23 protein-coding genes are annotated in these 24265 nt (G+C 71.1%); 12 read left to right on the forward strand and 11 right to left on the reverse strand.

Annotated features, from left to right (window positions below; translation table 11 throughout):
• Nucleotides 1-142: 142 nt before the first annotated feature.
• A complete protein-coding gene (locus tag AC07A4_RS10260) occupies nucleotides 143-1627 on the reverse strand; it encodes an amino acid permease (RefSeq protein ID WP_478595570.1) in 1485 nt (494 codons plus the stop codon).
• Here AC07A4_RS10260 and AC07A4_RS10265 point away from each other — a divergent pair.
• Nucleotides 1626-1781: a hypothetical protein gene (locus tag AC07A4_RS10265; RefSeq protein WP_478595573.1), complete on the forward strand. Its 156-nt coding sequence runs from the start codon at nucleotides 1626-1628 to the stop codon at nucleotides 1779-1781. The genes AC07A4_RS10260 and AC07A4_RS10265 overlap by 2 nt on opposite strands.
• Nucleotides 1782-2075: 294 nt before the next feature.
• Here the strand turns inward: AC07A4_RS10265 and AC07A4_RS10270 are convergent, their stop codons facing one another.
• Both AC07A4_RS10270 and clpS read right to left on the reverse strand, forming a co-directional pair.
• A complete protein-coding gene (locus AC07A4_RS10270) occupies nucleotides 2076-2684 on the reverse strand; it encodes a DUF2017 domain-containing protein (protein ID WP_478595576.1) in 609 nt (202 codons plus the stop codon).
• An 11-nt stretch (nucleotides 2685-2695) separates the two neighbouring features.
• Nucleotides 2696-3013: an ATP-dependent Clp protease adapter ClpS gene (gene clpS, locus AC07A4_RS10275; RefSeq protein ID WP_478595579.1), complete on the reverse strand. Its 318-nt coding sequence runs from the start codon at nucleotides 3011-3013 to the stop codon at nucleotides 2696-2698.
• A 78-nt stretch (nucleotides 3014-3091) separates the two neighbouring features.
• On the opposite strand from clpS, the gene AC07A4_RS10280 reads away from it, so the two are divergent.
• Nucleotides 3092-4426, forward strand: a complete 1335-nt coding sequence (locus AC07A4_RS10280; protein WP_478595581.1) for a nicotinate phosphoribosyltransferase — start codon at nucleotides 3092-3094, stop codon at nucleotides 4424-4426.
• A gap of 122 nt (nucleotides 4427-4548) precedes the next feature.
• On the forward strand, nucleotides 4549-5133 hold the full coding sequence (locus AC07A4_RS10285) for an isochorismatase family protein (protein ID WP_478595584.1): 585 nt from the start codon (nucleotides 4549-4551) through the stop codon (nucleotides 5131-5133).
• Nucleotides 5134-5354: 221 nt separating this feature from the next.
• On the opposite strand, the gene AC07A4_RS10290 is transcribed toward AC07A4_RS10285, so the two are convergent.
• Both AC07A4_RS10290 and AC07A4_RS10295 read right to left on the reverse strand, forming a co-directional pair.
• Nucleotides 5355-5672: a hypothetical protein gene (locus AC07A4_RS10290; RefSeq protein WP_478595587.1), complete on the reverse strand. Its 318-nt coding sequence runs from the start codon at nucleotides 5670-5672 to the stop codon at nucleotides 5355-5357.
• 135 nt (nucleotides 5673-5807) lie between these two features.
• Nucleotides 5808-8255: an immune inhibitor A domain-containing protein gene (locus AC07A4_RS10295; RefSeq protein ID WP_478595590.1), complete on the reverse strand. Its 2448-nt coding sequence runs from the start codon at nucleotides 8253-8255 to the stop codon at nucleotides 5808-5810.
• Between the two features lie 584 nt (nucleotides 8256-8839).
• Between AC07A4_RS10295 and AC07A4_RS10300 the strand changes: the two genes are divergently transcribed.
• A complete protein-coding gene (locus tag AC07A4_RS10300) occupies nucleotides 8840-9160 on the forward strand; it encodes a hypothetical protein (protein ID WP_478595592.1) in 321 nt (106 codons plus the stop codon).
• 156 nt (nucleotides 9161-9316) lie between these two features.
• Here AC07A4_RS10300 and AC07A4_RS10305 read toward each other — a convergent pair whose 3' ends face one another.
• Together AC07A4_RS10305 and AC07A4_RS10310 are read right to left on the reverse strand one after the other, a co-directional pair.
• On the reverse strand, nucleotides 9317-9973 hold the full coding sequence (locus AC07A4_RS10305; RefSeq protein ID WP_478595594.1) for an RDD family protein: 657 nt from the start codon (nucleotides 9971-9973) through the stop codon (nucleotides 9317-9319).
• A gap of 576 nt (nucleotides 9974-10549) precedes the next feature.
• Nucleotides 10550-11986: an RDD family protein gene (locus AC07A4_RS10310; protein ID WP_478595597.1), complete on the reverse strand. Its 1437-nt coding sequence runs from the start codon at nucleotides 11984-11986 to the stop codon at nucleotides 10550-10552.
• A 296-nt stretch (nucleotides 11987-12282) separates the two neighbouring features.
• Between AC07A4_RS10310 and AC07A4_RS10315 the strand changes: the two genes are divergently transcribed.
• Nucleotides 12283-12762, forward strand: a complete 480-nt coding sequence (locus AC07A4_RS10315) for an SsgA family sporulation/cell division regulator (protein WP_478595599.1) — start codon at nucleotides 12283-12285, stop codon at nucleotides 12760-12762.
• A gap of 19 nt (nucleotides 12763-12781) precedes the next feature.
• Here the strand turns inward: AC07A4_RS10315 and AC07A4_RS10320 are convergent, their stop codons facing one another.
• On the reverse strand, nucleotides 12782-14152 hold the full coding sequence (locus AC07A4_RS10320) for an FAD-binding oxidoreductase (protein ID WP_478595602.1): 1371 nt from the start codon (nucleotides 14150-14152) through the stop codon (nucleotides 12782-12784).
• A 97-nt stretch (nucleotides 14153-14249) separates the two neighbouring features.
• On the opposite strand from AC07A4_RS10320, the gene AC07A4_RS10325 reads away from it, so the two are divergent.
• Nucleotides 14250-15761 carry a hypothetical protein gene (locus AC07A4_RS10325; protein ID WP_478595604.1) on the forward strand — a complete coding sequence of 504 codons (1512 nt, stop codon included), beginning with the start codon at nucleotides 14250-14252 and terminating at the stop codon, nucleotides 15759-15761.
• Between the two features lie 12 nt (nucleotides 15762-15773).
• Here the strand turns inward: AC07A4_RS10325 and hppD are convergent, their stop codons facing one another.
• Nucleotides 15774-16919: a 4-hydroxyphenylpyruvate dioxygenase gene (gene hppD / locus AC07A4_RS10330; protein WP_478595607.1), complete on the reverse strand. Its 1146-nt coding sequence runs from the start codon at nucleotides 16917-16919 to the stop codon at nucleotides 15774-15776.
• A gap of 121 nt (nucleotides 16920-17040) precedes the next feature.
• Between hppD and AC07A4_RS10335 the strand changes: the two genes are divergently transcribed.
• The 6 genes from AC07A4_RS10335 (at nucleotide 17041) to AC07A4_RS10360 (ending at nucleotide 22223) form a co-directional block, all read left to right on the forward strand.
• Nucleotides 17041-17508, forward strand: a complete 468-nt coding sequence (locus AC07A4_RS10335) for an Lrp/AsnC family transcriptional regulator (RefSeq protein WP_478595609.1) — start codon at nucleotides 17041-17043, stop codon at nucleotides 17506-17508.
• A gap of 127 nt (nucleotides 17509-17635) precedes the next feature.
• Nucleotides 17636-18283 carry an ABC transporter permease gene (locus AC07A4_RS10340; RefSeq protein WP_478595611.1) on the forward strand — a complete coding sequence of 216 codons (648 nt, stop codon included), beginning with the start codon at nucleotides 17636-17638 and terminating at the stop codon, nucleotides 18281-18283.
• 109 nt (nucleotides 18284-18392) lie between these two features.
• A complete protein-coding gene (locus tag AC07A4_RS10345; protein WP_478595949.1) occupies nucleotides 18393-19607 on the forward strand; it encodes a betaine/proline/choline family ABC transporter ATP-binding protein in 1215 nt (404 codons plus the stop codon).
• A complete protein-coding gene (locus AC07A4_RS10350) occupies nucleotides 19604-20503 on the forward strand; it encodes an ABC transporter permease (protein ID WP_478595613.1) in 900 nt (299 codons plus the stop codon). Before AC07A4_RS10345 ends, AC07A4_RS10350 begins: the two co-directional genes overlap by 4 nt.
• Nucleotides 20500-21474, forward strand: a complete 975-nt coding sequence (locus tag AC07A4_RS10355) for a glycine betaine ABC transporter substrate-binding protein (RefSeq protein ID WP_478595615.1) — start codon at nucleotides 20500-20502, stop codon at nucleotides 21472-21474. The genes AC07A4_RS10350 and AC07A4_RS10355 overlap by 4 nt, the downstream gene beginning before the upstream one ends.
• 113 nt (nucleotides 21475-21587) lie before the next feature.
• Nucleotides 21588-22223, forward strand: coding sequence for an ArsR/SmtB family transcription factor (locus AC07A4_RS10360; RefSeq protein ID WP_478595617.1), 636 nt, complete (start codon nucleotides 21588-21590; stop codon nucleotides 22221-22223).
• Nucleotides 22224-22377: 154 nt separating this feature from the next.
• Here AC07A4_RS10360 and AC07A4_RS10365 read toward each other — a convergent pair whose 3' ends face one another.
• Both AC07A4_RS10365 and AC07A4_RS10370 read right to left on the reverse strand, forming a co-directional pair.
• Nucleotides 22378-23187: a S16 family serine protease gene (locus AC07A4_RS10365; protein WP_478595619.1), complete on the reverse strand. Its 810-nt coding sequence runs from the start codon at nucleotides 23185-23187 to the stop codon at nucleotides 22378-22380.
• A gap of 87 nt (nucleotides 23188-23274) precedes the next feature.
• Nucleotides 23275-23916 (reverse strand): IclR family transcriptional regulator, encoded by a 642-nt coding sequence (locus tag AC07A4_RS10370; RefSeq protein WP_478595621.1) that lies wholly within the window; start codon nucleotides 23914-23916, stop codon nucleotides 23275-23277.
• Between the last annotated feature and the right edge of the window lie 349 nt (nucleotides 23917-24265).

Consider the following 24265-nt stretch of genomic DNA (forward strand, 5'->3'; position numbering starts at 1 on the left):
GGCCGCCGCGTACCAGCATGTGGTACGCGGCGGCCCGCATCGTGAAAGCGGTGTCGCTGCGGTACGGCAGCGCCCCGAAGGGGCGCGGGGAACTGCGCGACCAGCCAGGGACGGCCCGCAGGTCCAGCGAAACGCCCGGAGGTCAGTCCTTGGTGACCGGCGCCGCGGCGGCTCCGTGCACGCGCTTCTTGAAGGCGGTGGCCTCCGGGTTGCGGCTCTTCAGGACCAGGTAGGACACGCACAGGATGGCGGCCCAGATCGGGGCGCAGTACAGGGAGATCCGCGCGTCCTTGTCGATGCCCATCATCACGATGACCATGCCGATGAAGGCGAGCGCGAACCAGCTGGTGTACGGGGCGCCGGGCGCGCGGAAGGTGGACTGCGGGACGATGCCGCGGTCGGCCTTGCGGCGGTAGTTGATCTGGGAGACCAGGATCATGATCCAGGCCCACATGCCGGAGATGGTGGCGAAGGAGACGACGTAGTTGAACGCCTCGCCCGGCCACTGGTAGTTGATCCACACGCCGACGAGCATCAGCGCGGCGGAGGCGGTGGTGCCGACAAGCGGCAGGCCGTTCTTGGTTAGCTTGGTGAAGAACTTCGGGCCCTGGCCGTTGAGCGCGAGGTCGCGCAGCATGCGGCCGGTGGAGTACATGCCCGAGTTGCAGGAGGAGAGCGCGGCGGTCAGGACCACGAAGTTCACGATCGCGGCGCCGACGCCGAGGCCCATCTTCTCGAAGGCGGCGACGAACGGGGAGACGCCCGGCTGGAAGGACGTCCACGGCACGACCGAGAGGATCATGATCAGGGCGCCGACGTAGAAGACGGCGATGCGCCACGGCACGGTGTTGATCGCCTTGGGCAGGGTCTTCTTCGGGTCCTTGGACTCACCCGCGGTGACGCCGACGAGCTCGACGGCGAGGAAGGCGAACATCACGATCTGCAGCGTCATCAGCGTGTTGCCGATGCCGTTGGGGAAGAAGCCGCCGTTGTCCCACAGGTGCGAGACGGACGCGGTGTCACCGGCGTCGGAGAAGCCGATGGTGAGGATGCCGGCGCAGATCAGGATCATGCCGATGATGGCCGTGACCTTGACCATGGAGAACCAGAACTCCAGCTCGCCGAAGAGCTTCACGGAGATCAGGTTGGCGCCGTACAGGATGACGGTGAAGATCAGGGCGTAGGCCCATTGGGGAATGGAGTCGTGTGTCCAGTACTGCATGTACTGGGCGGCGGCGGTGACTTCGGTGATGCCGGTGACGACCCAGAAGAGCCAGTACGTCCAGCCGGTCACGAACCCGAAGAACGGGCCGACGAACTCACGCGCGTACTCGGAGAACGAACCCGAGACGGGCCGGTACATGAGGAGCTCACCGAGAGCTCGCATGATGAAGAAGATCACGAGGCCGGCGATGGCGTACGCGAGGATGAGGCTGGGGCCGGCCTTGTGGATGGCCTTGCCCGCGCCGAGGAACAGGCCGGTGCCGATGGCACCGCCGATCGCGATCATCTGGATCTGCCGGGCGCCGAGCCCGCGCTGATAGCCCTCGCTGTCGCCGGACGTGTCCGCCGCGGCCGCCGCGGCCTCATTGCCGTCGTGGTGTTCTTCGACCTGCACTGAGGTCATGGTGACGCCTTTCTCCATGCTGATCCGCGCCGCGAACTGCGGTTTCGCCGCGGACCAGGTCGTGATCCCCCGAATGGTGATGGAGTGCCGCCGACGGTCTGCCGGCCCCTGGCGTGCCCTCGGCGACATGGGTGGCGTCACCGAGTGGTCGTGAACATTTATCACGACCGTCACAGTGATCGAATGAGCCAGCTGTGGCGCACCACACAGGAAGAAGCGGACAAACTTCCCATTACGCGGCATACGTGGACAGCACGGTGACGGGATCGTTATCCGGATTTGAGCGTCCGTTGAGCGAACGCCCGCGATCTTCAAGAGGAGGTCACATGGACGACGGAAAACCGTCACGCCCTCCGACAGAAAACCTTCACACCGGCTCTCGGAAATGCTTCACGCCGAACGGCCACAGCACCCGCACCGCGCGGTCACGACAGCGGTCGCGCCATCGTCACGGCATCAGGGTCTCGACGAGCGTCTCCTGCAGCCCGCCCAGCCACAGGTACGCCATCACCATCGGCTTGCGCGGGTCGGAGTCGGGCAGCCGGTAGAGGAGGTCGGCGTCCTCCTCGTCGGCCACGTCGAGCCGGGTGCCGATCGCCAGGCGCAGGTCGTTGAGCGCGCCGAGCCAGCGCCGCGATTCGTCGGCGGACAGCTTCAGGACGGCGCCGCCCTCGCCCGCGACGGTCAGCGCGTCCAGGGACCGGATCACCGCGAGGGCGTCGTCGCGCTTGCGGGCCCGCAGGTCGTTCTCGGTGAAGCGGCGGAACTCGGCGGAGTACGACCGCAGTTCGGCGGCCTTGTCCGGGGACGCGTCCGCCTCGCCCGGGCCGCCGTACGCGTCCGGGAGCAGCCGCTTGAGCACCGGGTCGGCGGGCGGCTCGCTCGGGCCCTCCGCGAACAGCTCGGCGAAGAGGTCCCCGTCGGCGCCCGCGGGCTCCTCGCCCGGGCCGATCAGCTCCAGGAGCTGCACGGCCAGGGAGCGGATGATGGAGATCTCGACCTCGTCGAGCGCGACGGCGGCGCCGCCGCCCGGGATCGGTTCGAAGTGTCCTGGCATCGGTCGCGTCGCTACTTCCGGTCCTGCTGAAGGGTGGCCCACAGCCCGTATCCGTGCATCGCCTGCACGTCGCGCTCCATCTCCTCGCGGGAACCGCTGGAGACGACGGCCCGGCCCTTGTGGTGCACGTCCATCATCAGCTTGGTGGCCTTGTCCTTCGAGTACCCGAAGTACGTCTGGAAGACATAGGTCACATAGCTCATCAGATTGACCGGGTCGTTGTGCACCAGCGTGATCCAGGGAACGTCCGGTTCGGGGACGGCGAAGGTCTCTTCGTCCGCGTCCGGTCGTGTGATCTCTACGGGAGCCGCGCTACTCACCTGTCCCATGCTGCCACCCGGGGAGGGTCATCGCACAAACGGCCCCCGAAATCGTCAGAGTGACGAGATGGAGGTAGCATCCGTCCCATGAACTACGGGGAGCATGACCTGGGGCTGCCGGTGGACGTGCCGTCGACCGCGCTCTTCACGGATCACTACGAGTTGACGATGCTGCAGGGCACGCTCAAGTCGGGGGCGGCCCACCGCCGCTCGGTCTTCGAGGTGTTCACGCGCAGGCTGCCCGAGGGCCGCCGCTACGGCGTGGTCGCCGGGACCGGCCGGGTCCTGGACGCCGTGGAGAACTTCCGCTTCGACGCGGGCGTCCTCGCCTTCCTGCGCGAGCGCGGCGTCGTCGACGAGCCGACCCTGGAGTGGCTCGCCTCGTACCGCTTCAGCGGTGACGTGTGGGGCTATCCGGAGGGCGAGGTGTACTTCCCCGGCTCGCCGGTCCTGCGCGTCGAGGGCAGCTTCGCGGAGTGCGTGCTCCTGGAGACCGTGGTCCTCTCGATCCTCAACCACGACTCGGCCATCGCCGCGGCCGCCTCCCGGATGGCCTCGGCGGCGGGCGGGCGGCCCCTGATCGAGATGGGCGCGCGCCGCACCCACGAGCTGGCGGCGGTGGCGGCCTCCCGCGCCGCGTACGTCGGCGGCTTCACCACCACCTCCGACCTGGCCGCGGGCTTCCGCTACGGCATCCCCACGGTCGGCACCTCCGCCCACGCCTTCACCCTGGTGCACGACAGCGAGCGGGACGCCTTCCGCGCCCAGGTGGACTCGCTCGGCCGCGGCACCACCCTCCTCGTCGACACCTATGACGTCGGCGAGGCCGTCCGCCTCGCCGTCGAGATCGCCGGGCCCGAGCTCGGGGCCGTCCGCATCGACTCCGGCGACCTGCTCCTGGTCGCGCACCGGGTGCGCAGGGAGCTGGACGAGCTCGGCGCCACCCATACCAAGATCGTGGTCACCTCCGACCTGGACGAGTACGCCATCGCCTCGCTCGCGGCCGCGCCCGTGGACGCCTACGGCGTGGGCACCCAGTTGGTCACCGGATCCGGGCACCCCACCTGCTCCATGGTCTACAAGCTGGTCGCCCGCGCCCGCTCGGCCGACCCCGGCGCCCCGCTCGAACCGGTCGCGAAGAAGTCCCTGGGCGCCAAGAGCTCCGTCGGCGGCCGCAAGTGGGCCGCGCGCCGCGTCGACGCCGAGGGCGTCGCCGAGGCCGAGGTCGTGGGCACCGGGGCGGTCCCGGCCGCCCTGGCCGGGCACCAGCTCCACATCCCGCTCATCAAGGGCGGCGAGGTGCTCGCCCGCGAATCCCTGGACGCCGTCCGCGACCGGCACGCCGCCGCGCTGGCCCGCCTGCCGCTGTCGGCGACACAGCTGTCCCGGGGCGAGGCCGTCATCCCCACCGAGTTCGTCTGAGCCCGCGTCCGCCGGGCGGGAAAGCGCTCTCCCGGCGGCCCGCGCGCACGCCCGCCACCCCCTCCCGGAACGCACCCGAAGTCTCTACGCTCGACTCATCCAGCTAGCGAAGGACACCCGCCATGCGCCGCGCCCTGATCGTCGTCGACGTACAGAACGACTTCTGCGAAGGGGGCAGCCTCGCGGTGGCGGGCGGCGCGGACGTGGCCGCCGCCATCACCGACCTCATCGGGCAGGCCTCCCCCTGCTACCGCCACGTCGTGGCCACCCGTGACCACCACCTCGACCCCGGCGCCCACTTCTCCGACCGGCCCGACTACGTCGACTCCTGGCCGCCGCACTGCGTGGCCGGGACCGAGGGCGTCGGCTTCCACCCGAACTTCGCGCCCGCCGTGGCGTCCGGGGCGGTCGACGCGGTCTTCTCCAAGGGGGAGCACTCGGCCGCGTACTCCGGCTTCGAGGGCGTCGACGAGAACGGGACGCCGCTGGCGCGGTGGCTGCGGGAGCGGCAGGTGCGGGAGGTGGACGTGGTCGGGATCGCCACGGATCACTGCGTGCGGGCCACCGCGCTTGACGCGGCGCGGGAGGGCTTCCGTACGCACGTCCTGCTCGACCTGACGGCGGGGGTCGCCGAGGCCACCACGGAACGGGCCCTGCGGGAGCTCGCGGGGGCGGGCGTGGAACTGACGGGCAAGCCGGTGGTGTGACCCGCGTGGGACGCCCCAGACCCGCCCCTTCCCGAACCATGGGGCTCCGCCCCCTGTCACCCCCGAAAAGCATCGGCGCTCCGCGCCTCGTCCTCAAACGCCGGACGGGCTGGATATCTGCCGGTTGCGGCTGTCTTTCAGCCCCTCCGGCGTTTGAGGAGCGGGGTCTGGGGCGGAGCCCCAGGATCGGGAAGGGGCGGGTCTGGGGCGTCCCACGAGGGCTACGCCGCCGCGCCCCGGCGCAGCAGGGCCCTGATCGGGTGCCACAGTTCCTGGGCGCCCTGGGCGGGGGCCGTGCGCCATATGAGGCCGTCGGGGTGGTGGAGGACGGCCGTGATCTCGTCCGGCGTCGGCGGCTCCGCGTTACCGCGCAGGTACACCGCCCGCAGCCCCAGATTCCGCAGCCGCGTCAACGCCCGCGCCCGGTTCCCCGCGTGCACGAGCACCCGCACCCGCGTGCCGCCCGCCGAAGGGCTGGGCAGGGTCAGCGCCACCACCACACTGCCACCCGGCAGCTTGCAGAAGCCTCCTGCGGCCATGCTGTGTCACACCCCCGTGAGACGTCGCGTCAATAAGAAATCCACAGCACGCACTCAAACACGATCGGCCGCCGCCCGCTAGGGGGCGACGGCCGATCGGCGCTCAGCAGGTCCCTGACCTGCGAAGACGAATATTTATCGGTCGGAGCGGTCCACCTGGACCGTGATCGAGGAGCCGTCCTTGGGCTGCTTCAAGATCTTGATCTTGGTGTTGGTGTCAGTGACCTTGACGCTGCCCGTGGGGTTCTCCGGGTACCAGTAGGTGCCCTTGCGGTCGTCGAAGACCGTGACGCCCTTACGGGACTTCAGCTTCAGGGCCACGTCCGCGTTGTGGAGCGTGAACGCGTCGGTGCGGTACTTCGAGAACGGCGCGTCGTACGGCTGGATCTTGTTCCGCAGGAGCGTGCCGTCCTTCCACTTCAGCGGCTTCGCGTGCGCGTCCACCGGCAGGATCAGACCCTGGCCGTGGTGCTTGCTGACGTTGTTGTCCTTCTGGGAGGTGTCCCACTGCCAGATCAGCAGGCCGGTCTGGTACGGGTAGTGCTCCACCCAGTCGGGACGCGTCGTGGCGAAGCCGAAGTTGTACGGGCCCGCCTTGAGGGTCTTGTCGTACGACACGTACTGGCGGTTCTCGGCGAAGTAGTACTGGTCGTACTTCTTGGTGAAGGACTCGCCGATGCGCGAGAAGCCCTTCACCTTCCAGCCGTTGTCGCCGTTCTCGGCGCCGTCGGTGAACAGCGTGGCGCCGTCCGCCGTGAGCGTGATCTGGTCGCCCGCGAAGCCCTTGAGCGAGGTGCCGCCGTCGGTGGCGTAGCGGAAGCGGACGTCGATCTTCTTGCCCGCGTAGGCGTCGAGGGGGTAGACGAGCTTCTGGTACTTCGTCGAGGAGCCGGTGAGCGCGGGCTTGTCGCCGCCGTCACGGGTGATCTGCTTGCCATCGGCGGTGCCGTCGACGGGCGTGTAGCTGGCGCCGCCGTCCGTGGACACCTCGGCGTACAGGTAGTCGTAGTTGCGCTCGATCTCCCACCAGCCGTCGAGCGAGAGCTCGGCCTTGGACTTGCCGGTGAGGTCGACCGAACGGGTCAGGGTGTTGCGGAGGTTGTCGTCCTGGCCGCTCCACCACTGGTTCGCGCCCTCGGTCGGCTTCACGACGTTCGTCGTGACCGCCTTCTTGGGCAGGCTGACCAGCAGGGCCTGCTTGTTGCGGGTGTTGTACTCGGACACGCCCAGCTTGTGCGTGGACTTCGTCGCGGCCTTCGCCTTGGCGTAGTTGAGCCAGCCGAGCTGGAACTTGTCCCAGGAGGTCATGTCACCGGGCAGGTCGCCGATCGCGTCCTTGGCTGTGCCGAGCCAGGAGCCCGCCGACATCAGCGACCAGAAGCCGACGGAGTTCTCACCGGCCGCGCCCGGGCCCGTGGTGTCGTACAGGTCCGGCAGACCGAGGTCGTGGCCGTACTCGTGGGCGAAGACGCCGAGGCCGCCGTTCTCCGGCTGCATCGTGTAGTCGCCGACCCAGATGCCGGACTTGCCGACCTGGGTGCCGCCCGCCTTGTTGTTGCCCGGGCCCGTCTTGCCCGCGTCGTCGCCGTACGCGTACCAGCGGTGCGCCCACAGGGCGTTGGTGCCCTCGGCGCCGCCGCCCGCCGACTCGTCCTCACCGGCGTGGACGATCTGGAAGTGGTCGATGTAGCCGTCGGGCTCGTTGAAGTTGCCGTCGTTGTCGAAGTCGTAGCGGTCCCACTTGTCGTACTTCGCGAGGTCCGCCTTGATCTGGGCGTCCGTGCGGCCCTTGGCCTTCTGGTCCTTCTCCCAGGCCGTCACGCCGTCGCGCACCGCGTCCCAGACGTTGGCGCAGTTGGTGTCGCCGCAGTAGTTCGAGCCGTAACGGGCCTCGTTGTAGTCGACCTTGACCCAGTCGGAGACCGTGCCCTCGACCGAGTAGCGGCCCGAGGAGGTCTTCTCGTAGTAGGTCTTCAGGGAGTGCTTGGCCTTGCCCTTGGCGTCCTTGCCCTCGCCGAAGTACAGGTCCTTGAAGTGCTTGCGGTTGTAGTCGGACTGCCAGGCCGTGCTGTTGTCCTTCGCACGGTCCGGCTTGGCTATCTTGTTGTGCAGCGGGCCGGGCTCGCCGCCGTACTTCTTGACGGGCGGCTGCGGTCCGTCGGGGCCGTCCGGGTCGTACAGGGTGGTGTCGTCCACCTTGTTCCCGAACTCCACCAGGATCGTGAAGATCTTGTCGGTCTGCTCCCGGCCGAGCTCCACGTACTTCTTGTCGTCCAGCTTGACGACGTTGGACCCGCCGCGCTTCTTGACCTCGGCCTCGCCGGAGACGACCTGTTCGAGGGCCGCCTTGCGCTGCTGGGCCTGCTGCTTGCTGAACGGCCCGTCCAGGTCGTGGTCGACGTGCGTCTTGGCGTCCGCCGGGTCACGGCGGTCGACGCTCTGGGCACCCTGGGCGCCGCCGCTCGCGGACGTCTTGCCGCCGTCGTCCGCGACGGCCACCCCGTACGCGGAGAACGTCGCGGTGGCAGCGGCCACCGCGACGGCCGCCGCCCCGACTCTGAACGTCCTTCTGTTGACTCTCACTTGTAGCTGTCCTCCCCCGCGTCCCGCACACGGACCGGAGGGGTTCCCGGTCAAGGAGGTCCGCGCGCGATAAACGCGTCATAAGTGACGTCATTCGACCGGAGGGTGCGGAGAAAAGACAGACCTTGACTTGAACAGGCCAAATGCTCTATGCAGACGCGGCCCTCCGATATCCGAACTCGCGCGCGATCCGGGCCCGTCGCGGCCCGCCGCCGCGGCGCCCGCCCCTCAGGGTCGCGACCCGGCCACGCAGGGCCACGGCACGACCGATCGGCATATTGCATCGTCAACCGGCGCGTGCCACCGTCCAGTTGATGGAATGCATGAATCTATGCGCCCCCCGTGCACCGGCACCGTGGGTTAGGTCACGCTTACCGCACGTCCCTGTCGGGCATGGAGGCGAATAGAGTCCAAACAGCGTCTAATTCGACGGTGCGCACGGGTACTCGGCGAGGCATCCAAGTCGACGCCCGGGAGCATCCTTCGATTCGTATACGTTCCCATACGTTTCCCACGACGCTCACATCGTCTGGATCACCCCCGCAACCGCTGTCCCGAGGACGGATCACGCCATGTCTCGCCCCATGCCCCGTCCGACCGTCGCACAGCTCGCGTACGGTTCGGCGACCGTCATCTGTTCCACGCTCGCCATGCTGCTCCTGTCGCAGACGAGTTCACCACCAGGAATCGCGGTCATAGCCCTCGCGGCCCTCGGCCTCGGCCTGCTGGTCGCCCTGACGGTTCCGCTGCCCAAGCCGGCGTCGGAACGCGCCACTCCCCTCCCGGGCGTCACCGCGCCCGCCCCTTCCGAGCAGCTGCTCCCCACCTCCCGCACGGTCATCGCGCCCGTGCCGGTGCGCGACCCCGCGGCCCACGCCCCCGTGCGGGAGCCCGCGGGTCCCTGAAACGCGCGAAAACCGGCGGGTTCCGTGTCGTACGTTCCCTGAAGACGTACGCCCACGAACCCGCCGGCCACCGAGCCTCCGGCACCACCGCGGCACCGGCTCTCTCTTTCTCACACTCCCTGTGCGCTGAGCCCCGCGCGTATCACCGCGCGCTTCTCACCTCGAGCTGACCACGACCGTCTTCGCCGCCTTGTCGTGGAGGCCTTGCTTATAGGGCTTGTCGAAGAAGCTCCAGCCGCCGCAGATCGCCGTCCAGATGCACGCGCAGCAGAACGCGAACGGCACCCACAGGACCGCGGCGCGGGCGAGCGCCGCCTGGAGGGTCGGCGTGGCACCGTCGTTGAGGTTCGCCACCCTCATGCCGAGCCACTTCTTCCCCAGCGTCTGGCCGGACTTCGAGATGAAGTAACTGTCGTACGCGACGTACAGCACGGCGGCGAGCAGGGACTGGCCGAACGACTTGCCGTACTCCACCTTGTCCGGGTCGAGGTCGTACTCATTCGTACCGAACAGCCATGACAGCAGCGTGACGACCACACCGACGATGAGCATGTCGATGATGCGGGCGAGGACGCGCTTGCCGCTGTCGGCCAAGGGGGGCATGCCGGCGAGGGGGTCCTGGGCGCCGCCGCCGTACGGGTCGCCGCCGTAGGGGGGTGGCGGGGGGCCGCCGGGGCCGCCGGGGCCGCCGGTGGGGGGTGGTGGGGAGTCGTACGGGGAGCCGCTTCCCCCTGCGGGGGGTGGCTGCTTCCGGAAGGGGTCGTTGTCCTCGGGGTCCGGTCCTGTGGGGTATTGCGGTGGTTCGGTGCTCATGGGGTGAGTGCACCTCGAAGTGGAAGTCCGCGCATGCGACGGGCGTCTGTCCGGGTTACGCCTTCCCCGCGGGCGCGCTCCTCACCGGCCAACCTCTTTCCCCCGCCCACCCGCCCCTTCCCTCGGCCTCCGGCCTGGTCCTCAATCGCCGGACAGGCTCCCTCCCCCACCCACCCGCCCTCCCCATCGCCGCTCCGCGGCTCGTCCTCAATCGCCGGACGGGCTCAGATTCCCCGCGACGGCCCGTCGCGGAAGTCAAGCCCGTCCGGCGATTGAGGACCAGGCCGCAGGCCAAGGAAGGGGCGGGTGGGCGGGGCAAATGAGCCCGTCCGGCGATTGAGGACCAGGCCGGAGGCCGAGGAAGGGGCGGGTGGGCGGGGCAAATGAGCCCGTCCGGCGATTGAGGACCAGGCCGGAGGCCGATCGAGGGGGCGCTGAGGTCGCGGGGTGTGAAGGGGGCGGCGGGTCCGGGGCATGGGGAGTGGGCCCGGGTTCACGGAGGTCCGGGACGGTGGGCCCGGGGGCGGTGGGCCCGGGGACGGCGGGCCCAGGTTCGCGGGGCCCCGAAGGGGGCCCTCAGCCGGATACGAAGGTTTTGGCTGATTTGTCGTGCCAGCACTGCCGCCAAGGCCGGTCGAACACGCACCACAGCACCCCGACCACCCCCACCCCAAGCACCCCGGGCACGGCGTACACCAGCCACCGGCGCAGCGCAGCGCCGAAGGACGGCGCCCCGTGCTCCGCGATGTCCCGGACCTCGATCCCGCACAGCTTCTTGCCGAGCGTCCGCCCCCACTTGGCCGTCGGCAGCGCCTCGTACAGGATCCCGAAGAGCAGCAGCACCCCGAGCACCATGCCCAGATAGCCCGCCGTGGTCCCGTCGAGCAGCCACACGGTGGCCTTCTCGCCGGACTGCTTCGCCGCGTCGATCTTGCTGTCGACGTGGTCGGCGGCCCGCGTGCCCAGCGGCAGCGCGGCCCCGGCGGTGACGGCGGCGAGGACGACGGTGTCGATGAGCCGGGCGGCGAGCCGCTTGCCGAGTCCGGCGGGCCGCGCCGCGGCCTGGGCCTGCGCGACGGCCGCGAACGGGTCCGCGGCCACCGGCTTCCACGGCACGACGGGCCCCTCGCCCCGCGGCGCCCCCTGCCCCTGCGGGGCGGCGGCCGGGCCGGAGGCCTGCGCGAGCTGGTGCACCTGCTGCGCCCAGGAGGAGGCGCCCCCACCGGACCCGGCGGTCACCACCCCCTCACCCCCGGGCACCCCGCCCTGCGGCGGAACGGAGGGCTCGGACGGTGGTGCGGACGGCTGGGGCGCGGTGGGCGTGCGGGAAGGGGGAGGCGTAGGGGACGCGGGCCCGGTCCCGCCGCCGCGCTGTGGGCGCAGCGCCCTGATCGACATCGTGCCTTCGGCGGGCCGGTCCGCGTCCGGCGTCCCCGCGCCCGCGGATTTCACCGGTCCGGTGGGCCGCCGGAAGGTGACCGTTCCCTCACCGGTGGGAGGCCGCCCCGCGCCGGACTTGACGGCGTGCTCGGCCACGGCGGCCTCCGGCTGCGCCTGCGCGGGCACGCGCGGCCCGGGCTCCGCGCCCTCGGCGGGAAGGCGCGGGTCCCGTCCGGGCGCGCCCCACGACACCCGCTGGTCCTGCTCGCCGCCGAGCCCGCTCTGCCACCCGGCGTCCGCCTGCCAGGCCGACGCGGGCTCCGGCCTGCCCCCGTGCTGGGCGGCGGCCGCGTCGGTGCCGGCGGCGGCGGTGTCGTCCGGTTCGGCCTGCTCGGACTGGGCCACGCCCTCCGGTTCCTCGTCGAAGAAGACGGGTCCCGTCTCCTCCACGACGGGCGCGGCGGCGGCCCGGGGCGGCGCGGGCAGCGGCTCTCCGTCGGACGGCGCCGGGCGGCTCGTACCGGGTACCCAGGCCGCGCCGTTCCAGTACCGGACGTAGCCGGGGATGGACGGGTCGGGGTAGTAGCCCTCGCGGGGCCTGTCGTCGCCGGGTGCCGGGGTTGGGGCGCTCATGTCCGTCGTCCCGTATCTGCTCGGGGGCCGTTGGGGCTCCACATCTATCAGACCGGCGCGGCCCGTCGGGCGGCTCCCGCCGCACCGCCCCCTTCCGTGCACGGTTCCTCCCCGGCCTCGTACGAAGCCGCGTACGATCCCCCGCCCTCGCGCGCGGCGGTTCGAAAGTTCTCGGAAAAAGTTTCGCCGAGTCGCGTAATGCTCGGCCCACCTCGCGGTCTCGCTCTCTACGGGCCCGCTCCGGGTCCGGTCGAACGACGTGACACACGAGACAAGAGAAAGGAAGCGCGAGCGCTATGCACACCGTGGTCGAACGCGAGCTGGAGCTCAAACTGGTCCTCTCGCCGGAACGCGCGATTCCCGTCCCGGCACGGCTTACCTACCGCACCGACGATCCGTACGCGATCCACATCGCCTTCCACATCGGCTCCGCGAACCCGGTGAACTGGACGTTCGCCAGGGAGCTGCTCGTGGAGGGGGTGTTCAGGCCGTGCGGCCACGGGGACGTGCGGGTGTGGCCGACGAAGGTCGAGGGCCGGTCCGTGGTCCTGATGGCGCTGAGCTCCCCGGACGGGGACGCGCTCCTGGAGGCGCCGGCGCCCGCCGTGTCCGCCTGGCTGGAGCGCACCCTGCGGGTGGTCCCTCCGGGCTCTGAGGCCGAGCGGCTCGGCATCGACGACGGCCTCGCCGAGCTGCTCGCCCCGACCCCCGGCCGCGCGGACGAGCTGTGGCTGCGCGACCCGTGGCCGAGCGACGAGTCGAAGGACGGTGAGTGAGCTCTGGCGACACGGGGGGTCAGAAGAGCTTGCCGGGGTTGAGGAGGTGGTGCGGATCGAAGGCGGCCTTGACGGCGCGCTGCATCTCCACGCCCACGGGGCCGAGTTCGCGCGCCAGCCACTCCTTCTTCAGGACGCCGACGCCGTGCTCGCCCGTGATGGTGCCGCCGAGGTCGAGGCCGAGGGCCATGATCTCGTCGAAGGACTCGCGGGCGCGCCGCGACTCGTCGGGGTCGGCGGCGTCGAAGCAGACGGTGGGGTGGGTGTTGCCGTCGCCCGCGTGGGCGCACACGCCGATGGTCAGGGCGTACTTCTCGGCGATGGCCTCGACGCCTTCGAGCATGTCGCCGAGGCGGGAGCGCGGCACGCACACGTCGTCGATCATCGTGGCGCCCTTGACCGCTTCGAGGGCGGTGAGGGAGAGGCGGCGCGCCTGGAGGAGGAGTTCGGACTCAGCCGCGTCCTCGGCGGGGACGACCTGGGTGGCGCCCGCGGCCTCGCACAGGGCGCCGACGGCGGCGAGGTCGGCGGCCGGGTCCGGGGTGTCGAAGGCGGCGAGGAGCAAGGCTTGTGTGGTCTCCGGCAGGCCCATGTGGGCCAGGGAGTTGACGGCCCGGATCGTCGTGCGGTCCATCAGCTCCAGGAGCGAGGGCACGTGCCCGCCCGCCATGATCGCGCAGACGGCTTCGCAGGCCGCGGCCGCCGAGGCGAACTCGGCCGCCAGGACAAGCTGCTGGGGCGGCTGCGGCTTGAGCGCGAGGACCGCGCGGACGACGATGCCGAGGCTGCCCTCGGAGCCGACGAACAGGCGCGTGAGGTCGTATCCGGCGACGCCCTTGGCGGTGCGGCGGCCGGTGCGCAGGAGGCGGCCGTCGGCGAGGACGACGTCGAGTCCGAGGACGTACTCGGCCGTCACCCCGTACTTCACGCAGCACAGGCCGCCCGACGCGGTGCCGATGTTCCCGCCGATGGTGCAGGTCTCCCAGCTGGAGGGGTCGGGCGGGTAGGCGAGGCCGTGCTCGGCGACGGCGCGGGACAGGGTGGCGTTGACGACGCCGGGTTCCACGACGGCGATCCGGTCGACGGGGCTGATCTCCAGGATGCGGTCCATCTTCACCAGCGAGAGCACGACGCATCCTTCGCTGGCGTTGGCCCCGCCCGACAGGCCGGTGCGCGCGCCCTGCGGCACCACCGGGACGCGCAGCTCGGTGGCCGTGCGCATGACGTGCTGGACGTGCTCGACGGTGCGCGGCAGGACGACGACGGCCGGGGTGCCCGCGGCGCAGAAGCTCGCCATGTCGTGCGCGTACGAGGACGTGACGTCCGGGTCGGTGAGGACCGCGTCGGCGGGGAGGCCCGCGCGGAGGGCTTCGATGAGGACGCTGCTCATGATCACAGCCTCGCACCCGGGGCCATCGGTGTGAACCCGTGTGCGACGCCCTTCGCGTGCCGCGACGCGATCTTCGTATTGACGCACAGTGAGCGCCATGGAGACCGAGAACCAGCTGCCGCGCGAGGTCCCCGCCGGGTTCCTGTACGAGGGCGGGGCCGCGGCGCGGCCGCGCCGCTCCCGTGGCGTGCGGCGGGCGGTCGTCGCAGCCATCGCGGGCTGTGCCGTGCTCGGCGGCGCGCTCGTCCTCGTGTCCCGGCCGGGCCAGGAGGCCCCGCCGCCCGCTCCGGGGCCCGCGGGGCGGGCGCTCGCGGCGGCGGGCACGGGGGCCGCGGCGGCGCTGCCGGACCTGGCCGCGCTCATCGGCGAGCGCGAGCGGCAGCTGCGGGCGCACCCCGGGGACGTGGCGTCGTGGGCCGTGCTCGGCTCGGCGTACGTCGAACGCGGGGTCAGGACCGGTGACTTCGCGTCCTATCCGAAGGCCGAGCACGCGCTGCGGACCTCGCTGAAGGCGCGGCCCGAGGGAAACGTGGAGGCCCTCGCGGGGCTCGCCGCGCTCGGCAACGCGCGGCACGACTACCGGGCCGCGCGGACGTGGGGCGAGCGGGCGGCGCGGCTCGCGCCGAAGCGGTGGGCGACGTACCCGGTGCTCATCGACGCCTACCGGGGGCTCGGGGACGCCAAGGGCGTGGGCCGCGCGCTTGAGACCCTGCGGGAGCTGCGCTCCGGCGCCGCCGTGATGGCGGGGGCCGGTGCGGTCTACCGCGACCGGGGCTGGCGCGAGGACGCGGCGGCCGCCCTCACCGACGCGGCGGCCCTCGCCGCCTCGCCCGCGGAGCGTGCCGTGGCCCTGCACCGGGTCGGGGAGCTCGCCTGGGAGCGGGGGGAGCCCGCCGAGGCGCTGCGCTACGCCGACGCGGCGCTCGCGGCGGACCCCACGCACGCCGCCTCGCACGCCGCGAGGGGCCGCTCGCTGGCGGCGCTCGGCCGCACCTCGGACGCGCTGCGCGCGTACCAGAGCGCCCTGGCCCGGCGGGCCGCGCCGCTGTACGCGCTGGAGCTGGGCGAGCTGTACGCGTCCTTGCGGCTTGAGCCCGCCGCGCGGGCGCAGTACGAGGTGCTGCGGACGCGGGTGCGCGCGGCGGCCGCGGGCGGGGGCGTGAACGACGAGCGGGTCCTTGGCCTCTTCGAGGCGGACCACGGGGACGCGCGGGCCGCTGTGCGGCGCCTTCGGGCCGAGTACAAGCGGCATCCGAGCCCGGAGAACGCGGACGCGCTGGGGTGGGCGCTGCACCGGTCCGGGGACTCGGAGGCGGGCGTCGGGTTCGCCGAGCGGGCGATGAAGAAGGGGCCGCGGAGTGCGGTGTTCGCGTACCACCGCGGGGAGATCGAGCGGGAGCTCGGCCGGTACGGGGCCGCGCGGCGGCATCTGTCGGAGGCGGTGCGGGTGAACCCGTACTTCTCGCCGCTGGGCGCGGCGGCGGCCCGCCGCGCCCTCAGCGCGCTCGGCGATCCCCCGGAGGGGGGCCCGGAGCAGATGTACGCCCCCGGCCCCGCCAAGCCGCTGACCCTGCCGCCGACGCCGCGCCGCCCCCCGGCGGCGCGGTGATCCGGCGGCCGCTCAGAGGTTGCCGCGCTTGGCCTGCTCGCGCTCGATGGCTTCGAAGAGGGCCTTGAAGTTGCCCTTGCCGAAGCCCATCGAGCCGTGCCGCTCGATCATCTCGAAGAACACGGTCGGCCGGTCCTGGACCGGCTTGGTGAAGATCTGCAGCAGATAGCCGTCCTCGTCTCGGTCGACGAGGATCTTCTGCTCGCGCAGGATCTCGACCGGTACGCGGGTCTCGCCCGCCCACTCGCCGAGGGTGTCGTAGTAGCTGTCGGGCACATCGAGGAACTCGACGCCCGCGGCCCGCATGGCCTGCACGGTGGCCACGATGTCGTTGGTGGCGAGCGCCATGTGCTGGACGCCGGGGCCGCCGTAGAACTCCAGGTACTCGTCGATCTGCGACTTCTTCTTCGCGATCGCCGGCTCGTTGATCGGGAACTTGACCTTCTTGGTGCCGTCCGCGACGACCTTCGACATCAGGGCGCTGTACTCGGTGGCGATGTCGTCGCCCACGAACTCCTTCATGTTCGTGAAGCCCATGACCTTGTTGTAGAAGGCACACCACTCGTTCATCTTGCCGAGCTCGACGTTGCCGACGCAGTGGTCGATGGCCTGGAAGAACCGCTTGGCGGGGGGCTCCACGATCGGCCGCGCGGGGACGAAGCCGGGCAGGTAGGGGCCGTCGTAGCCGGTGCGCTCGACGAGGGTGTGGCGGGTCTGTCCGTACGTGGCGATGGCGGCGCGGACGACGGTGCCGTGCTCGTCCTTCGTCTCGTAGGGCTCCTCGATGCCGGTGGCGCCGTGCTCGACGGCGTAGGCGTACGCGGCGCGGGCGTCCGGGACCTCGATGGCGAGGTCGACGACGCCGTCGCCGTGCTCGGCGATGTGGCCCTCGAGGAAGCGGCCCCAGTCGGTGGAGGCCTTGACCACGGAGGTGACGACGAACCGGGCGGCACCGCTCTCCAGCACGTAACTGGCGGTCTCGCGGCTGCCGTTCTCCGGTCCGGAGTAGGCGACCAGCTTCATGCCGAACGCCGTGGAGTAGTAGTGCGCGGCCTGCTTGGCGTTGCCCACGGCGAAGACGACCGCGTCCATTCCCTTCACCGGGAAGGGGTCGGCCTCGCGCGCGGTTTCGGGGGTGGTGTGTGTGGTCTGAGTCATACTCCGAGACTCCCGCCGATCCGCAAGGTGCGCAATAGTTCGCGTAATCGCTGGGCAATATGCAGAGCGAATCGCGGATGGCAGCAGACGTTCTGTGCATCCTGACCACTTCGGAGGCGTCATGGCGATCGATCATCTGGACGGCAGGCTCATCGTGCTGCTCGCCCGCGAGCCGCGGATCGGCGTGCTGGAGGCGTCCCGCAGGCTCGGCGTGGCGCGCGGCACGGTGCAGGCCCGGATGGACCGGCTTCAGTCGAACGGAGTCATCCGCGGCTTCGGCCCGCAGGTCGACCCGGCGGCGCTCGGCTATCCGGTCACGGCGTTCGCGACCCTGGAGATCAAACAGGGCCAGGGCGCCGATGTGCGGGCGCACTTGGCGACCGTGGCCGAGGTCCTCGAACTGCACACGATCACCGGCCACGGCGACATGCTGTGCCGCCTGGTGGCCCGCTCGAACGCGGACCTCCAACGTGTGATCGACCGGGTGGTGGGCTTTGATGGCATCGTCCGGGCCTCCACGGCGATCGTCATGGAGAACCCCGTCCCGCTGCGGATCATCCCGCTGGTGGAACAGGCGTCCGGCGGCTGACGGCAGGGCCCGCCTGGGTAAGCAGTAACGGAACGCACGACGTACGCACACGCGTACCAGTACGACGCACGCGGGCGCCGGGAGACTCCCGGCGCCGTCCGAGCGCGCCTCGTGAGGTGAGCGGCACTTGAACTTCTGGGACTACCTCGGCAACCGCCACCAGCAGTTGCTGCAGGACGCGTACCAACACGCCAGCGCGGTCTTCCAGTGCATGGTGGTGGCGACGGTGATCGGGGTCCTCATCGGCGTCGTGACCTACCGCAGCGAGTGGGCGGGCAACCTGGCGACCACCGTGACCTCGACCATCCTCACCATTCCCTCGCTCGCCATGATCGGTCTGCTGATCCCGGTGGTGGGCCTCGGCGTGGCGCCCACGGTGACGGCCCTGACGCTCTACGGCCTGCTTCCGATCGTGCGGAACTCGATCGTCGGCCTGCGCGGGGTCGACCCCACGCTCGTGGACGCCGCGAAGGGCATCGGGATGTCCCGCCTGCACCGGCTCCTGCGGATCGAGCTGCCGCTGGCGTGGCCGCCGATCCTGACCGGCATCCGGGTGTCCACGCAGATGCTGATGGGCATCGCCGCGATCGCCGCGTACGCCTCCGGGCCCGGTCTCGGCAACGAGATCTTCCGCGGCATCGCCTCGCTCGGCAGCAAGAACGCGCTCAACCAGGTGCTCGCGGGCACGCTCGGGATCATCGTCCTCGCGCTGCTCTTCGACGCCGCGTACGTCCTGATCGGCCGGCTGACGATTCCTAGGGGGATCCGTGTCTGAGACACCCGAGAGGCCCACGCCGTCGGCGGACCCCGCGGCGGCGGGCGCCACCGCCGACCAGGCGGGGTCCACCGCCACCTCGCCCCCGGCCGCCACCACCGGCGCGACGATCGAGCTCGAGAACCTCACCAAGCGCTACCCCGGCAGCGCCGACCCTGCCGTGGACAGCGTGAACATGGAGATCAAGGCGGGCGAGATCGTCATCTTCGTCGGCCCTTCGGGCTGCGGGAAGTCCACCACGCTGAAGATGATCAACCGTCTGATCGAGCCGACGAGCGGCCGCATCCGCATCAACGGCGAGGACGTCACGGACATCGACCCGGTGAAGCTGCGCCGCAAGGTCGGCTACGCGATCCAGTCCTCGGGCCTGTTCCCGCACATGACGGTCGCTCAGAACATCGCGCTCGTACCGAAGATGGCCGGCTGGGGCAAGCAGCGGATCAAGGACCGCGTGGAGGAGATGCTGGACCTCGTCGGGCTCGAACCAGGCGAGTTCCACGGCCGCTATCCGCGCCAGCTCTCCGGCGGCCAGCAGCAACGCGTCGGCGTGGCGCGGGCGCTCGCGGCCGATCCGCCCGTGCTCCTGATGGACGAGCCGTTCGGGGCGGTCGACCCGATCACCCGCGACCACCTCCAGGACGAGCTGATCCGCCTCCAGCACGAGCTCCACAAGACGATCGTCTTCGTCACGCACGACTTCGACGAGGCGATCAAGCTGGGCGACCGCATCGCGGTCCTGCGCGAGCGCTCGCACATCGCGCAGTTCGACACCCCCGAGGCCATCCTCACCAACCCGGCCGACGACTTCGTCTCCGGCTTCGTCGGCGCGGGCGCGGCCCTGAAGCGCCTCAACCTGACGCGCGTACGCGATGTGGAGATGGCCGACGTGCCGACGGTGACGGTCGACGACCCGCTCCAGGAGATCTTCAACAAGCTGCGTGCGAGCGGTACGAACGAACTGCTCCTGCTCGACAAGCGCGGGCGCCCCTACAAGTGGCTCCGGCGCGGCGACCTGATGCGCGCCAAGGGCTCCCTGGCCCGCGCGGGCACCCTGGTGCACGACACGGTGACCCGCGACGCCACGCTCCGCGACGCCCTGGAGGCGGTGCTCACGGACAACGCGGGCCGGGTCGCGGTGACCGGGCGGCGCGGCGAGTACACGGGCGTGGTCGACATGGAGACGCTGATGAACTCCGTGCACGAGATGCTGGAGGCCGACCGCCTGGACGCCCTTGAGCACCAGCACGAACTGGAGGAGCAGCGGGCCCAGTTGACCCATCAGGAGCAGGAGGGCGCCGCCGGGGCCGGGGAGGCGGGGCGTTGAGTCCGGCACCCGGGAGCGAGCCGCGCGTCCCCGAACGCAAGCACGCGGCCAGGCCGGCGGCACGCCCGCGCGGCGAGCACGAGGTCAAGGGCCTGGCCTTCCGCGACGAGGGCGAGGGCGAGCAGGAGGCGCCCGCGCCGCCGGTGGCGCGGGCGCCGCGCCGGGTGACCTGGCAGAAGCTGACGTTCCTGCCCGCGCTGCTCGCGGCGGTGCTCCTCGCGACGTGGCTGTGGTTCGAGCAGGCCGACCTGGACGAGATCTCCAAGAACGCCCTTTCCAACGGCCAGGTGGGCAAGGCCCTGCGGCAGCACATCGAGCTGACGGCGATCTCCACGTTCTTCGTGCTGATCATCGCGATCCCGCTGGGGGTCCTCCTGACGCGGCGCCGGTTCCGCAAGGGCGCGCCGGTGGCGATGGCCCTGGCCAACATGGGGCAGGCGACGCCCGCGATCGGCCTGCTCGCCCTGCTGGTGATCTGGCTGGGCATCGGCGAGAAGGCGGCCCTGACGGGCATCATCATCTACGCCGTCCTGCCGGTCCTCTCCAACACGATCGCGGGCCTGAAGGCGAACGACCCCACCCTGCTGGAGGCCGCGCGGGGCATCGGCATGTCCGCGCTCGGCGTCCTCACCAAGGTCGAGCTGCCGCTGGCCGTGCCGCTGATCCTCGCGGGGGTGCGCACCGCGCTCGTCCTGAACGTGGGCACGGCGACGCTCGCGACCTTCGGCGGCGGAGGCGGCCTCGGCGTCCTGATCACCACGGGCATCACCAACCAGCGCATGCCGGTCCTGATGCTCGGCTCGATCCTCACGGTGGTCCTCGCCCTGCTCGTGGACTGGCTGGCCTCGCTGGCCGAACTGATGCTCAGCCCGCGCGGGTTGGAGGTGCGGTCATGAAGCCCGCGCTGCGTACGAGAGTGCTCGGGGCGGTGGCCGTCCTGCTCGTGGGCTCGGCCGGATGCGGTCTGACGAGCGGCTCGCCGATGGTGGACGACGTCAAGCCCGGCATCGTCGGCCAGGGCCTGCCGCTGAAGGGCGCGGACCTGACCGTGACCTCGAAGGAGTTCACCGAGCAGCTGATCCTCGGCGCGATCATGGGCATCGCCTTCCAGGCGGCCGGGGCCGACGTCCTGGACCGCACCGGCATCCAGGGCTCGATCGGCGCGCGCGAGGCGGTCAAGGGCGGCGACGCGGACGCGATGTACGAGTACACGGGCACCGCGTGGATCACCTACCTCGGCAACTCCAAGCCCATCACCGACCCGCAGCAGCAGTGGGAGGCGGTGCGCGAGGCGGACGCGAAGAACGGCGTGAGCTGGCTGCCGCCCGCCGCACTCAACAACACCTACGCCCTCGCGATGAACCGCTCCAACTTCGAGAAGTACGGCACGAAGACGCTCTCCGACGTGGCCGCCCTGGCGCGGCGGGACTCCAAGGCGGTCACGCTGTGCGTGGAGGGCGAGTTCGCCAACCGCGCGGACGGCCTGCCGGGCATGCAGAAGGCGTACGGCATGAAGCTGCCCGCCGGGAACATCACGCAGATGGACACCGGGATCATCTACACCCAGGCGCGGAAGGGCTCCTGCACCTACGGCGAGGTCTTCACGACGGACGGCCGCATCAAGGCGATGGACCTCACCACCATGCAGGACGACCGGCACTTCTTCCCCAACTACAACGCCGCCCCCGAGATCAACAGCAAGACCCTGAAGGAGCACCCGGAGATCGCGGAGGTCCTCGCCCCGATCACCAAGAAGCTCACGAACACGGTGGCGCGGGACCTGAACGCGAAGGTCGACGTGGACGGGCAGGACCCGCACGAGGTGGCGAAGGACTGGATGGTGGAGGAGGGCTTCGTGAAGGAGTAGCCGCGCGGGCCGGGGCGCGGCACGGTGCTTTCCGGCCAGCCGGAGCGGCGCGCAAAGACTCCGTTGCAAAGAAGGCGTTGCAACGGAGTCTTTGCATGCGTACGCTGAGGAACATGACGGATGAGCCGGAGCGGCCCGCGCCGCGCAAGATCCACCACCTTGACGCCCGTTCGCTGCGCGGCCTCGCCCATCCGCTGCGGATAAGGCTGCTCGCCTCGCTGCGGCTCGACGGACCGGCCACCGCGTCCCAACTCGCCGCCCGCCTGGGCGAGTCGAGCGGCGCGACGAGTTATCACCTGCGCCAGCTCGCGGAGCACGGCTTCGCGGAGGACGACCCGGAGCGCGGCAAGGGCAGGGAGCGCTGGTGGCGGGCGGCCCACCAGGGCACGTTCCTCGACGACGAGCTGCGCACCGACTCAACGCCGGAGGTGCGCGGCGCGCTCAACGCCTATCTGCACGAGTGGGCGACGTACCACGCGCAGGAGCTGTCCACCTGGCTGGGCACGGAGGGCGACTGGTCCAAGGAGTGGATCGAGAGCTCGGACATGAGCGACTTCACGCTGCGGCTCACCCCCGCCCAGAACGCGGAGCTCGGCCACAAGCTCCACGACCTGATCGAGAGCTACCGGGACCTGGCCCCCGAGGACGGCACGCCGGACGCGGCCCAGGTGCGCATCCATCTGCACGCGTTCCCCACGAAGCACACGAACGGCGGGCCCACGGACGGCACGCCCACGCCCGAGAAGTGAGAGGAAGGCTCCGTCATGCACCCCGACGTCCATCTGCTCGTGCACCACGCCCGCTCCGCCGACCTGCGGCGCGCGGCGCCCGCGCGGGGACCGGCGCGGCCCCGGCTCCGCGCCCAAGTGGGCTGGACCCTCGTCGAGTTGGGCCTGCGCCTGGTCAGCAGCTCGGGACCCGCTCGCCCTTCCCCAGGGCCCGCAGCGCGTCGACCGTACCGGACAGCGTGGTGACCGGGACCAGCTGAAGCCCCTTCGGCTTCTCCGCCTCGGCGTCCGAGCACTCGGCCTTCGGGACCAGGAAGACGGTGGCGCCGTCACGGGCTGCCGCCCGCGTCTTCAGGGCGACCCCGCCGACCGCGCCGACCTTGCCGCTCGCCTTGATGGTGCCGGTCCCGGCGATCACACGGCCGCCGGTGAGATCGCCGCCGCTGCCGTTCCCGTCCAGCTTGTCGACGATGCCGAGGGCGAGGAAGAGCCCGGCGCTCGGACCGCCGATCTTCCCCAGGTCCGCGGTGACCCGCACCTTCTCGGTGCCGTCGACGCCGTTCGCCTTCAGATAGCGCAGGGCGGCCTTCGTCGCGGCGCTCTGCGACTCCTTCATGTCGCCGAGGTTGTGCTCCTCGACTTCCTTCTCGTTGTCGCCCTCGGGGTAGACCGAGTCCTTCGGCATCACGGCCCGGTCGGTGCGGAACCAGCCGTCGACCACGTCGCCGAGCCGCACGGTCATCTGCGGCCCCGTCGCCACGATCGTCGTCATCCGCAGCTCACCCTTGGTCTTGCGGGTGGGCGCCCCGGTGATCGTGAGGACCTGATGGCCCTCGTACGCGCCGAGCACGTCGGCGGTGCCGCCGGGCTGCGCGACGGCGAACGGCAGCGGGGCGAACGCGGTGACCGCGAGCAGCGCGACGACGGGGGTCGCGGCGACGGCGAGGGCCTTGGGGCGGCTCAGCTGAGCGAGGCGAGACAGCACCGGTTCAATGTAACCGGTGGCCACGGGCGCCGTGGCTCGCGGCCTTCGGCCTGGCTCGTCCTCAAACGCCGGACGGGCTTGATCTCCTCAGCGCAGCGCCTCGGCGACTTCGCGGGCCGCGTCCACCACCCGGGGCCCCACCCGCTCCGGCACCGAGTCCGCCAGCATGACGACCCCGACGCTGCCCTCAAGCCCGGTCACCCCGACCAGGGGCGCGGCGGCGCCGCTCGCGCCCGCCTCCAGCTCACCGTGTGTGAGCGCGTACCCGGGGTCGGTGATCTGGCCCTGCCGGGCGGCGAGTATCGCCTTGCCCGCGGCGCCCCGGTCGAGGGGGTGGCGGAAGCCCGTCCGGTACGCCACGTGGTAGTCGGTCCAGGTCGGCTCGACCACGGCGACGGCGAGGGCCTCGGTGCCGTCGACGAGGGTCAGGTGGGCCGTCGCCCCGATGTCCTCGGCGAGCGCCCGCAGCGCGGGCAGCGCGGCCTCGCGCACCAGCGGGTGCACCTGGCGGCCGAGCCGCAGGACACCGAGGCCGACGCGGGCGCGGCCGCCCAAGTCCCGTCGTACGAGCGCGTGTTGTTCGAGGGTGGCGAGAAGCCGGTAGACGACCGTGCGGTTCACGCCGAGCTTGTTGGACAGCTCGGTGACGGTCAGGCCGTGGTCGGTGTCGGCGAGAAGCTTGAGGACGCGCAGTCCTCGGTCGAGCGTCTGAGAAGTCTCCGCGGTCACGACGCCCACTCCTTAGTCGTGAGGGTCGACGGCCCCCTCTGCGGCGGGCACCGGCTGCGCTCCGGGGCGGCGCTGCCACGGGGCGTTGTGTAGCGGGGACAGTAGCGAGGGCGTCCCGCTCAGCGGAAGACTCCGTCCAGAATCCGGTCAAGGGTACGGAAAGACGGTCCGTATCGTCCCGATTAGCCCCGCCACATGTGGACGCGGAACGCACAATGCCTGCACGGAGTGCACACGTCCTCTGAACCACACCCGAAGGAACCGGTCCCAGCGCCCCGAAGCCGCCGGGGGGCAGCGCCCCGAAGCCGCCGGGGGGGCAGCGCCCCGAAGGGGCGCGGGGAACTGCGCG

The sequence above is a fragment of the Streptomyces sp. NPDC043996 genome (genome assembly GCF_056435225.1).

What these genes read in the sequence shown, in the direction of transcription:
- AC07A4_RS10265 (WP_478595573.1), top strand. Translation starts at nt 1,626, where the DNA reads ATGGTGACGCCTTTCTCCATGCTGATCCGCGCCGCGAACTGCGGTTTC.
- AC07A4_RS10260 (WP_478595570.1), bottom strand. Translation starts at nt 1,627, where the DNA reads ATGACCTCAGTGCAGGTCGAAGAACACCACGACGGCAATGAGGCCGCG.
- AC07A4_RS10270 (WP_478595576.1), bottom strand. Translation starts at nt 2,684, where the DNA reads ATGCCAGGACACTTCGAACCGATCCCGGGCGGCGGCGCCGCCGTCGCG.
- clpS (WP_478595579.1), bottom strand. Translation starts at nt 3,013, where the DNA reads ATGGGACAGGTGAGTAGCGCGGCTCCCGTAGAGATCACACGACCGGAC.
- AC07A4_RS10280 (WP_478595581.1), top strand. Translation starts at nt 3,092, where the DNA reads ATGAACTACGGGGAGCATGACCTGGGGCTGCCGGTGGACGTGCCGTCG.
- AC07A4_RS10285 (WP_478595584.1), top strand. Translation starts at nt 4,549, where the DNA reads ATGCGCCGCGCCCTGATCGTCGTCGACGTACAGAACGACTTCTGCGAA.
- AC07A4_RS10290 (WP_478595587.1), bottom strand. Translation starts at nt 5,672, where the DNA reads ATGGCCGCAGGAGGCTTCTGCAAGCTGCCGGGTGGCAGTGTGGTGGTG.
- AC07A4_RS10300 (WP_478595592.1), top strand. Translation starts at nt 8,840, where the DNA reads ATGCCCCGTCCGACCGTCGCACAGCTCGCGTACGGTTCGGCGACCGTC.
- AC07A4_RS10305 (WP_478595594.1), bottom strand. Translation starts at nt 9,973, where the DNA reads ATGAGCACCGAACCACCGCAATACCCCACAGGACCGGACCCCGAGGAC.
- AC07A4_RS10310 (WP_478595597.1), bottom strand. Translation starts at nt 11,986, where the DNA reads ATGAGCGCCCCAACCCCGGCACCCGGCGACGACAGGCCCCGCGAGGGC.
- AC07A4_RS10315 (WP_478595599.1), top strand. Translation starts at nt 12,283, where the DNA reads ATGCACACCGTGGTCGAACGCGAGCTGGAGCTCAAACTGGTCCTCTCG.
- AC07A4_RS10320 (WP_478595602.1), bottom strand. Translation starts at nt 14,152, where the DNA reads ATGAGCAGCGTCCTCATCGAAGCCCTCCGCGCGGGCCTCCCCGCCGAC.
- AC07A4_RS10325 (WP_478595604.1), top strand. Translation starts at nt 14,250, where the DNA reads ATGGAGACCGAGAACCAGCTGCCGCGCGAGGTCCCCGCCGGGTTCCTG.
- hppD (WP_478595607.1), bottom strand. Translation starts at nt 16,919, where the DNA reads ATGACTCAGACCACACACACCACCCCCGAAACCGCGCGCGAGGCCGAC.
- AC07A4_RS10335 (WP_478595609.1), top strand. Translation starts at nt 17,041, where the DNA reads ATGGCGATCGATCATCTGGACGGCAGGCTCATCGTGCTGCTCGCCCGC.
- AC07A4_RS10355 (WP_478595615.1), top strand. Translation starts at nt 20,500, where the DNA reads ATGAAGCCCGCGCTGCGTACGAGAGTGCTCGGGGCGGTGGCCGTCCTG.
- AC07A4_RS10360 (WP_478595617.1), top strand. Translation starts at nt 21,588, where the DNA reads ATGACGGATGAGCCGGAGCGGCCCGCGCCGCGCAAGATCCACCACCTT.